Annotated in this window: 12 protein-coding genes and 1 pseudogene; 9 read left to right on the top strand and 4 right to left on the bottom strand. The window is 52.6% G+C overall.

The features are described 5' to 3' along the window. The coding region (locus INT22_RS22170; protein WP_446718958.1) for a hypothetical protein at nt 1-172 on the top strand (172 nt) is incomplete at its 5' end. Nucleotides 173-182: 10 nt separating this feature from the next. Here INT22_RS22170 and INT22_RS15880 read toward each other — a convergent pair. The 4 genes from INT22_RS15880 to INT22_RS15895 form a co-directional block, all read right to left on the bottom strand. Then, a complete protein-coding gene (locus INT22_RS15880; protein WP_125745665.1) occupies nt 183-806 on the bottom strand; it encodes an FMN-dependent NADH-azoreductase in 624 nt (207 codons plus the stop codon). A 79-nt stretch (nt 807-885) separates the two neighbouring features. Next, entirely contained in the window at nt 886-1,149 is a 264-nt protein-coding gene (locus INT22_RS15885; RefSeq protein ID WP_193068541.1) for a hypothetical protein, read from the bottom strand. A 115-nt stretch (nt 1,150-1,264) separates the two neighbouring features. Beyond that, nucleotides 1,265-1,798, bottom strand: coding sequence for a TetR/AcrR family transcriptional regulator (locus INT22_RS15890; RefSeq protein WP_193068542.1), 534 nt, complete (start codon nt 1,796-1,798; stop codon nt 1,265-1,267). A gap of 186 nt (nt 1,799-1,984) precedes the next feature. After that, nucleotides 1,985-2,968: an MBL fold metallo-hydrolase gene (locus INT22_RS15895; RefSeq protein ID WP_193068543.1), complete on the bottom strand. Its 984-nt coding sequence runs from the start codon at nt 2,966-2,968 to the stop codon at nt 1,985-1,987. Between the two features lie 109 nt (nt 2,969-3,077). Between INT22_RS15895 and INT22_RS15900 the strand changes: the two genes are divergently transcribed. The 8 genes and pseudogenes from INT22_RS15900 to INT22_RS21240 form a co-directional block, all read left to right on the top strand. Beyond that, entirely contained in the window at nt 3,078-4,001 is a 924-nt protein-coding gene (locus INT22_RS15900; protein ID WP_193068544.1) for a LysR family transcriptional regulator, read from the top strand. 74 nt (nt 4,002-4,075) lie between these two features. Next, complete coding sequence (locus INT22_RS15905) at nt 4,076-4,843, top strand: helix-turn-helix transcriptional regulator (RefSeq protein ID WP_089040905.1); 768 nt, start codon at nt 4,076-4,078, stop codon at nt 4,841-4,843. Between the two features lie 130 nt (nt 4,844-4,973). Continuing rightward, nucleotides 4,974-5,330, top strand: coding sequence for a RidA family protein (locus tag INT22_RS15910; protein ID WP_089039125.1), 357 nt, complete (start codon nt 4,974-4,976; stop codon nt 5,328-5,330). A 1-nt stretch (nt 5,331) separates the two neighbouring features. Continuing rightward, a complete protein-coding gene (locus INT22_RS15915) occupies nt 5,332-6,267 on the top strand; it encodes an ornithine cyclodeaminase family protein (protein ID WP_193068545.1) in 936 nt (311 codons plus the stop codon). A 136-nt stretch (nt 6,268-6,403) separates the two neighbouring features. Then, entirely contained in the window at nt 6,404-7,477 is a 1,074-nt protein-coding gene (gene dctP, locus INT22_RS15920; RefSeq protein WP_193068546.1) for a TRAP transporter substrate-binding protein DctP, read from the top strand. A 57-nt stretch (nt 7,478-7,534) separates the two neighbouring features. Further along, on the top strand, nt 7,535-8,080 hold the full coding sequence (locus INT22_RS15925; protein ID WP_089039122.1) for a TRAP transporter small permease: 546 nt from the start codon (nt 7,535-7,537) through the stop codon (nt 8,078-8,080). After that, nucleotides 8,077-9,351, top strand: a complete 1,275-nt coding sequence (locus INT22_RS15930; RefSeq protein ID WP_171880167.1) for a TRAP transporter large permease — start codon at nt 8,077-8,079, stop codon at nt 9,349-9,351. The genes INT22_RS15925 and INT22_RS15930 overlap by 4 nt, the downstream gene beginning before the upstream one ends. A gap of 18 nt (nt 9,352-9,369) precedes the next feature. Continuing rightward, a pseudogene (locus INT22_RS21240) lies at nt 9,370-9,792 on the top strand (histone deacetylase family protein); the annotation flags it as partial.

Here is a 9,792-nt window from a genome sequence, read left to right on the forward strand (position 1 = left end):
TGCCGAGGCTGCCCAGGCTTTTAACTTGGCCCCGATGCCGCTGTCTCCCTGGTATGCCACCCAAGCTGGGGCGCGAAAAGGGTTACTGCTAGGCGTAACCAATCTATCCAGCCCTGCCTGCGAAGAAGGCTATCAGCAGTTGGCAGCGCTTATTGATCGACATCACCGATAGTGGCTGGGCTTTAAATCGATGACACGTCATTAGTCAGTACGCCAGCTTCGATTAGCGTGGTCTGCGCCTGTTGCCACGCTTTGGCGATCGCGGTTTCGCCGAACACTAAGCCCTGCAGATATACGAAGTGGACATCCCGAATGCCGATGGTGTTGAGAATAAGGGTGAGGTAGGGAGTGAGAAAATCGGGTTGTGGGTTATCGCCTTGTAACATGCCGCCCGCGCTCACCAGAACGGTGGTGGGGCGATCGTGCAATAACCCTTGTTTTCCCTCTGAGACGATAAATGTGCGGTTAATACGCACCACGTGGTCTATCCAGAGTTTCAGCGCTGCCGGTACGCTGAAGTTGTGCATAGGCAGCGCGATTAATAAGCGGTTGCTCTGCTCCAACTCACGAATCAGTTGCTCGGACTCTGACAGGGCGGTGTTAACACGATCGCCGATGTTGTGGCTGAGTAGCGCCGAGGAGTAATGATGGGTTAGTGGCGACAGCGGAGCGGCAACTAAATCGCGTTCTATCAACCCCACGTTTGAGTTTCTGGCTGTCTCCTCAGCTAGGATCTTTTGAGCCAAGCGATAGCCCAGCGCATGCTTGCCATGCGGGCTAGCGTGAACAAATAAGGTGTTGTGCATAGACCTCTCTTTTTAAAACCCTCTTCTTAAAACGACAGTGACCTTCTCCTGATTGTCTTGAAGGAGTTCAGCCGATCAATCAGGTGACAGGACGATCCTGGCTTGCGGTCAACTTTTGTTCCTGTACTTGCCTATCTGACGCTGGAAGGCCGTCAGAACCTATTCCTAATATCATACCGCGATAAAAGGCTTTTATTCCCTTCCGTCCTGCGAGCAAGGTCAGTGCAAGTAGCCCGCTGAATCCCAGTGCTAAGCCGATTATGGGGCCAATGATGTAACAGAACAGCACAAGAAATGGCATGCCAACCAGGTAGTCGATGGATTTCACAATTATATGTCGCATGAGGTTTCTCTTTTTTTTGAGCATGCTCAATTTTTAATTGAGCGCGCTCAAAAAGTCAAGCAATTTTGCCCTGGTCGGCCTTCGAGATGAGACCTGGAATACGGTGGGGAAGGTCTTAATTGGTGGGTAAGATAACCGTGAGCTCGGCTCGAAAGTCGTTGATGGCAGCCTCTCGGCAAGGCTGATCGTGGCTAAGATGGCGGACAAGTGTCATGAGGTAGCTGTTTTCGATCAGGCGCATACGAGTGGCGTCATGCAAAGTCGTTGCGCTTAAGATACAAGGCAGCAGTGAATCGTCGACGTTGCGTAAATAATCAAGGTCCCAGAGTGCCTCTTTCAGCAGGCTACGGCTCAAGGCAATATGATCGAAGTAATAGCGATAGAAGTGGGAGGCCAGCTCAACTAATGCTTCATGCTCGCTGCCGCCCGCCCAACTCGCCAGGAAGGTCTTAGCGATGTGGCTGATCTGCTCTTCCATACCCTCCCGCAAGATATCAATCTTGTTGGGATAGTGGCTGAACACAGTGCCGTCGGCAACACTAGCACGACGAGCGATCTCACGAGTGGTAGTAGAGGAAAAGGAGCGTTCAGAGAACAGCGCCCAGGCAGCCTCACGAATACGCTTGCGGGTGACTTCCTTCTTGCTCATCCTCTCACTCTCCGAGATGTCCATTGGCTGACTGATGATACCTGCCCACGGCTTAGGCTCAAAGGCTGGTGCCTAATGCAAAAAAACCGGATTTGTTGGCGAGAGGTATCATCATGTCATCGAAAGTAGGAATATCTCGAATAGTGATCAATCGTTTGTCGTGCATGGACAAATAATAGCGACAGGTCAGACGTCAGCGCGATAATTGACGGGCACCCAATCAAACATCGTGCTGTCTTCGACCACGTACCCGATGCCTGGGAATGCGATATGGCAACCAGCCACCATGTATTTCTCTGCTACCGCTTCGGCAAAGGCCGCTTCACGAGTGATGACCGCCTGGTTCGGGTCAACATCAAAGGCAATCGCCACGCCTGGTTCGTCGAATTGAATGACATCGCCGTGCGTGATGTCACCCCAATAGACGAATTTTTCGCCTTTGCTTTCAAACCATAAGGCACTGTGACCAGGGGTATGGCCTGGGCGGTGGGTTGAATTAATTACGCCTGGAATGGCTGGCATATCCGTGTCGTAGGTTTTAAGCGTGTCGCTGTCGATATAGGGCTTGGTTGACGAGACCGCCTGATCAAAGAACGGCTTAGCGTCTTCTGGGGCCTTGTCACGATTTTCGGCACTAAGCCAATACTCCGCATCCAGTTTCGGCACATGGACTATCGCGTTGGCAAACACCTTTTCACCGTTTAGAACGAGCCCGCCGACATGATCGGAATGAATGTGGGTAATTACCACATCATCGATCTGGTCGGGGTGATAGCCCGATGCGATGATATTGTTTGTCAGTTTACCCAAGGCTGAGCCCATCAGATCACCGGTCCCTGCATCCAGAAGAATCAGCCGATCACCGAAATTCAGCAGATAAGCATTAACTGACAGATGGGTTGGCGTGCCTTGAAACGCATTGGCAAGTGCTGTGCGAGCCTGTTCGGGGGTGATATTCAGGTAAAGGTCGGCGATCGGAAACAGGCCCGTACCATCCGAGAGTGCGGTGACTTCGACATCACCCACCATCAAGCGGTAATAGCCCGGCGCCTGTGTGCCAACTAGCGGTGCACTGGCTGCAGCGTGTAATGGGATGAAAACGGTGCTGGCGGCTGCACCCACGGCCATAGCAGCAAGCGAACCTTTAAGCATATCTCTGCGTGACAGCATAAAAACACCCTCTCTCAATCAATCAAAAGGCCAGAATTCAACTAGCGGTTTGTAACGCGATGAGGAAAAGGTATATTCCCATTGGTCAGTAATCAAATCGATGCCAATCATGGATAATATTGATCATTTCAATTTACGCTCCTTCGACCTCAATCTTATGGTCGCGTTTGACGCAATGATGCAAGAGCTGAGTGTCACCAAATCTGCCGAGAAACTCCGTATTGGTCAGTCGGCAATGAGCCATAATTTATCAACACTGCGGATGTTATTGCAGGACGATCTTTTCGTTCGTGTCGGGCAAAAAATGCAGCCAACGGCCAAAGCTCGAGCGCTGGCTGGGCCGGTGCGAGTAGCGTTGACGCAGGCGCAAAATGCGCTTCAGTCATCGGATAGTTTTGAGCCGCAAACGGCAGACCGGATTTTTCGGGTGGGTATTGCCGGTGAAATGGAGATGGTTCTGCTACCTGCCTTGGTGGATCGACTGCAATCAACGGCACCAGGGGTTAGGCTGCTAAGTCGCGCGATTACGGTAGAAACAGTAGATATGATGATGGATTCGGGCGAAATTGATCTGGCCATTGGCTGTAAACAGTCTCGTCATCTAGGAGAAGTCCTGTTCGAATCCAACGTGGCATGCTGCTTTAATGCCGACCTGTGTCGATTGGTACCGCCATTATCGCGTGACGATTATCTTGGCGCACGGCACGCTGTTCTGTCCCAGACGGCAAATGTCGCGGGCTGTGTCGGTGATGCTTTGGAAGCATTGGGAATAGAGCTCAATGTCATCTTAGCGGCGCCTGATTTTATGCCGCTGCTTGCTGCAGCACGCAATGCCCCTGTTGTGGCAACAGTGCCTAGAAGGATTGCCGTGCAGTATGCACCGTTATTCGGGCTGGCATTTTGTGAAATGCCGATTCCGCTTAATTTCCCACCGGTAACTATGAATTGGGCGATATGGACGGATAAGGATGTCGGACTGAGTTGGTTGCGAGAGCAAATCAGGTTAGTGATTGGTGATATCTCTCGGGGGTAATGGGAGCTTTCTCGCTTTTCAACTGGCAGACGTTTTATAGTGCAATCGTCAACGTAGAACCAAACGGTACGTTCATGGTCCAGTTTGAGCTGCATAACCGCAATTTAGCCCCCGAACAGGTATCTCACTCACACGATTTTCATCAGTTAATTCTGGCAACGTGTGGCGTGACTGAGCTTGCTATGGAAGGGCAGAGCGAGCGCGTCACGGCACGCCGCGGCTGCTTGATCCCATCGTCTCGACACCATGAGTACCAAGGCGATGGCGGTAATCGCACGCTGGTGTTGGACATTCCTGTTAAGCACTTAGCAGTGTTAGAAAAAGGCAGTGAAATCGAGCGGCTATTCGACAAACCCCGTTTTTTTACCGTGCCTCCAGCGCTTAATCAGCTGACCCATGCCTTAACGAACCAGCTGGAGCAGTGTCCCGCGCTGCAAAATGAAATTGCCGTGCTGCTGCTTCGAGCGCTGTATATGTACCTTCAAGATGAGCCGAAGCAAGTTGCCGATCAGATTGGTGTTCGCTGTATCAGTGAACGGCTTGACCTGGAAAGGCTGGATGCATGGCTGGATCAGCACTTGGCGGACGATATTCGGGTTGAGCAATTAGCCGCATTATGTGCGCTAAGCCCTGGACACTTTCATGCCTGCTTTCGTGATCTAACCGGTGTGACGCCATTAGCATATGTTCAGCGCAGACGGCTTGAACACGCCCGTACGTTGGTTCGGCACAGCGCACTAAGCCTGGGCCATATTGCCATGCTGGTTGGCTTCCGTGACCAAGGAAGCTTTTCTCGCGCCTATCGGCGTTACTTTGAGATTGCCCCCTCCTCAGACCGCTAGCTTGGCAAACAGAAATTATTGCTCGATGAGTTACAACACTTACGGGCAAATTTGCCAGAGTTTCGGGCAAGCACGCCGCTCATCATCATCGTAGTCTCAAAAGGAACCTCATTTTCCTTGGAGAGACACCATGAGCGTTACCTATCAAGACAGCAATGCCCGCATGAGCCAAGTCGCGATTCACAACGGCACCGTTTATCTCGCTGGCCAAGTGCCCAGTGATGCAACGGCTGATATGCGTGGCCAGACCGAGCAAGTGCTCGCGCGCATTGACCAACTGTTAGCCCAGGCAGGTACCTCGAAAGAGCAACTGGTTTCGGCGCAAATTTGGGTCACCAGCATGGCCGAGTTTGACCAGATGAATGCTGCTTGGGACGCCTGGGTAGTGCCTGGCCGCCCGCCCGTACGTGCAGCGGTTGAAGCCAAGCTTGCTAAGCCGGAATGGAAAGTAGAAATCATGGTTGTTGCTGCGCTGCCGGAGGCCTGATATGCGGGTTGTGTCTGCGGCGGAAGTGGAACGCTATCTTACCTGGAAAGGTTTGATTAAGCGGCTACATACTACCTTTGTGAACGGCGTTGAATCTCCGCCACGCCATCATCACGCGATGCATCGCCCCGACGGTGAAGCCACCATGCTGCTGATGCCTGCCTGGGAGCCAGCAGGCTATATCGGCGTCAAAATGGTCAACGTCTTTCCTCAGAACGCCCAGCACAATATTCCTGCTATTTCAGGGTTGTATTTGCTTAGTGAAGGTAAACACGGCCAACCACTAGCGTGCATTGATGGTAGCGAACTAACGCGCCGCCGCACAGCTGCTGCCTCTGCCTTGGCGGCACAAGCACTAGCCAACGAGACAGCGGAAACGCTATTGGTGGTGGGAACTGGCAAGTTGGCCCCTATGGTCATCGAAGCCCATGCCAGCATTCGACCAATCAAACGTGTGTTGGTGTGGGGCAGGAACCCTGAAAAGGCTTCTGCTATCGCCGAGGCCTATGCCGACCGATTTGACACCCAGGTCGTTAGCGATCTGCAAGGCGCGGTTGTACAGGCTGATATTGTCAGCTGCGTCACGCTCTCCACAGAGCCTTTAATTAAAGGTGAGTGGTTAACACCGGGCACGCATGTTGACCTTATCGGCGCCTTCCGCCCCCAAATGCGCGAAACCGATGCTGAGTGCCTACGTCGATCTGTCGTATTTGTGGACACCTATGCAGGGGCTAAGGGCGAAGCTGGCGATATTCTTCAGGCAATCGATGAAGGCGCGTTCCGTTTCGAGGATATCAAGGCAGAGCTTGCTGAGGTGCTTGCGGGAACTAAGCCAGGCCGGCGCTCTGCTGAAACCATCACGCTGTTTAAGTCAGTTGGCGCGTCGCTTGAAGACTTAGCCGCGGCCATTGAAGTGTGGGAGGCCATTAACCAGTAGCTAACAGCCAGTAACTCACAGGGAGCAGTCGCATTCGCCGTCTACGGCTTGGATGATAACGATAATAAAACAATCGCTTACGAGTGGAAACGTCAGTCATAACGCAAACCAGCTAATAACCAAAACGAGGTAAGTTATGAAACCTACACAATCTTTTTTATTCGCTGCCATGGCGGCTTTGCCACTGGCTATTGCCAGTGTCACTGCCCAAGCACAGTCCTATGAAATGGTCATCGCCACCCAGCTTCCAGAGAATATGAAGAATAACGAAATCTATCCTGCCCTGGTGCATTTCAAAAACCTTGTGGAAGCGCGTACCGATGGCGATCTTGAGGTCTCTATTTTTGGTGGTGGTCAGTTAGGTTCAGAAGTAGAAAACGGCTCAGAAGTGCAGGGTGGCCGTACTCTGCAATCGACCATTATGTCAGCGGGGGCGATGTCGTCGTTTTATGGCGATTACCAAGCGGTAACGGCTCCTTTCTTGTTTACCAGCTGGCGCCAAGCGTGGAGCTTCTTCGACAGCGAATGGTTTGCTGACTTCATGTCTGGCACCGTTGAAGACGCCAATATGCGCTACTTAGGAACGTTCGATGATGGCGGTGGTTTTGTAGCCTTCACTAACAACGTACGCTTGATTGAGACCATGGAAGATCTCGAAGGGCTCAATATCCGTACCGAAGAGAACCCTGCTCACGTCGCTATCATGCGCTCACTGGGTGCTTCTGCCACGCCCCTACCTTGGGGTGAGCTGATTACTGCCCTTGAAACGGGACTGGCGGATGGCCAGTTTAACGCTCCCGTGCTGAATACCACGTTCAACTTTGATGCGGTGACGGACTACACCACCCTGACAGGGCATGTATACAACAGTGCTCCTTGGGTCGTCAGTGAATCCTGGTATCAGTCGCTACCGGAAACGCATCAACAGGCGTTAATCAGCTCTGCCCGCGAAGCGATTCAGCTAAGCCACGGTATGTCGGGTGCGCTTTCCACCGCCAGTTGGGTGGAGTCCTGCGAACGTTTCGAAGCATGCTACCTGATGCCTGATGCCGAGCGGGAACGCATGGCAGAGGTTGCTCGACCCGCTTGGAAAGAGTGGATTGTCGATGACTTCGGTATGGATGAAGCCCGTGTGCAGGGGCTGCTTGACGAAGTCGAGCGGGTTGGTCAGCAGCTTGCAGATGATGATCTGCGCATTTACGGCCAGTAAGACTTAGCGACGGACAAACGCTGGGGTAGCAAGGCTGCCCCAGCGTGAGGAATCACCATGAGCGTTTTACCCCCGTTACGCCGCCTAAGCGATCACATCAATCAGGCGGCGATTGTGTTATGCGTTGGCTGTATTTTATCGATGCTAGGCATTTCTTTTACTGCCTTTCTCTACAAACTGTTTACCGGCAGCACGCTGAGCTGGACCTATTCGCTGGCCCGGCTTTTTTTGCCGTGGATAGGCTTTCTCTCCATGACCATTTCACTGCGCTATGGCGAGCATGTGGCGATGACGCTGCTAGTGCGTAGCCTGCCCAAAATCATGGTGAAAATAGCGGCGGTGATGTGTCTGGCAGTTCTCGGCTTATTTGCACTTATGCTCACTTGGTATGGCTGGGGCTACTTCACCAACGCGACGCAGGTCTACATGGTGTCGGATCAAATCCGCATTCCTAGCAAAGTGACGGCCATTGTTGTTCCTATCAGCGGCCTGATTATGTTGCTGCATCTCGTTCACGGCTTTGCACTGCTTGAGCACTTTACAAGCGAGCATGATGTGATCGATGAGCTTCTTGAGAGCTCTGAAGAGGAGGCTCGACCATGACGCCTACGATTATTGTATTTGTGCTGTTGCTGTTTATTGGGGCTCCCGTGGCGGTCGTCATGGCCATGTCTGGGCTGGCTGGTGGTTTCTCCCTGGGTGGAGAACGCATGCTCGGCATCATTGCTGACCGAATGTTTTCAGGGGTTTCAGGGTTTCTGTTAATTGCGGTGCCTTATTTTATTTTTACCGCCGAGCTAATGAATCAGGGCGGACTAACCCACAAGCTGATTGCGTTTAATAATTCGTTGTTTGGCCGTGTTCGTGGTGCACTTTCCCACGTCAATATTTCGGTATCGGTGTTTTTTGCCGGGTTAACCGGTGCCGCTGTCACTGACACCGTGGCAATCGGCAAAATCATGATTCCCGAAATGAAAAAGCAGGGCTACGACGCTGAGTACGCGGCTGCCGTTACGGCATGTTCATCGATTATTGGGCCGATTATTCCCCCCAGTGTGGTGATGGTGGTGTACGCCACGCTGTTGCGCGATATTTCGGTGATCGATCTTTTCGCAGGCGGCATTGTTCCTGGGCTGTTGATGGCGTTGGCGCTGCTAGGCGTGAGTTTTTTCCTCGCCTGGAAACGGGGTTATCCCAAACAGGCGCCCACGCCGTTTAAAGTCGCGCTGATGTCGTTTGTGGTTGCGCTGCCCGCCCTGGTGGTGCCGCTGATTATTTTGGGTGGCATTCTGTCGGGCTTAACCACCATCACTGAAGCCTCTGGGTTTGCGGCGGTGTATGCCATAGTGATTGGCGTTGTATTTTATCGGAATCTCACTTGGCGAAAAATTTGGGATGCGCTGGTCGTGACGGTACGTTTCTCTGGAGTGGTGTTTTTCTTGCTGGCTACCTCGGCGGTACTGGGCTGGTTTGTAACGCGCTCAGGGATTGCCAGGGATGCTGCCGGACTTATTACCACCTTCAGTGACGCTGCATTCCTGCAGTTAATGCTGGTGTGCTTACTACTGTTGGTGATTGGCACGGTAATGGACGTGTTACCGGCACTTGTAGTGGTTGCGCCAGTGCTTGTGCCAGCCATGATTCAGCTGGGTTTTGACCCGCTGCATTTCGCCATATTGATGATTGTGGTGCTTAACGTTTCTAATGTGACGCCCCCAGTAGGGATGACATTAATGACGGCTGCCCGAATAGCCGAAGTGCCTTATGAGCGGGCCATTGTGGCATCACTACCGTTTTATGTAGCGTTCATTGGCGTTATTGTTTTGTTAGCGGCATTTCCAGCGCTTTCAACCTGGATTCCCTCACTACTTTAAAAGGCGGATGTGCAACACATGAAGTGCTTTTACCACCCTGACCAGGACTACCATGCACCGTCGACCTTTCTGCTGCGTGGACAGCCTGCGCCATCACCAGAAGGGCCGGTGCGTGCTGAGCTGCTAAGTAATGGGCTGGCAGCAGCTGGTTTGAGCCTGACGGCACCTAGTGAAACTGACTCGCCGATGTTGCGTAAACGTCTTGAGCAGATTCATACGCCGCGCTATTTGCGCTTTTTGGAAACGATTCATGAGCGTTGGCAAGCACTGCCTAATGCGGCAGCGCTGGTGGCGCCGAACGTTCATCCCTGTGGTGGTGCTAGCCACTACCCGAGCCATCCCGTTGGCCAGGCGGGCTGGCATTTGCACGATATGGCATGCCCAATCAGCGAAACAAGCTTTCAAGGAGCATTGGCTTCGGCTGCGACAGCCGTGGCTGCC

It is taken from the genome of Halomonas sp. 3D7M (genome assembly GCF_014897885.1).
GTDB lineage: Bacteria > Pseudomonadota > Gammaproteobacteria > Pseudomonadales > Halomonadaceae > Vreelandella.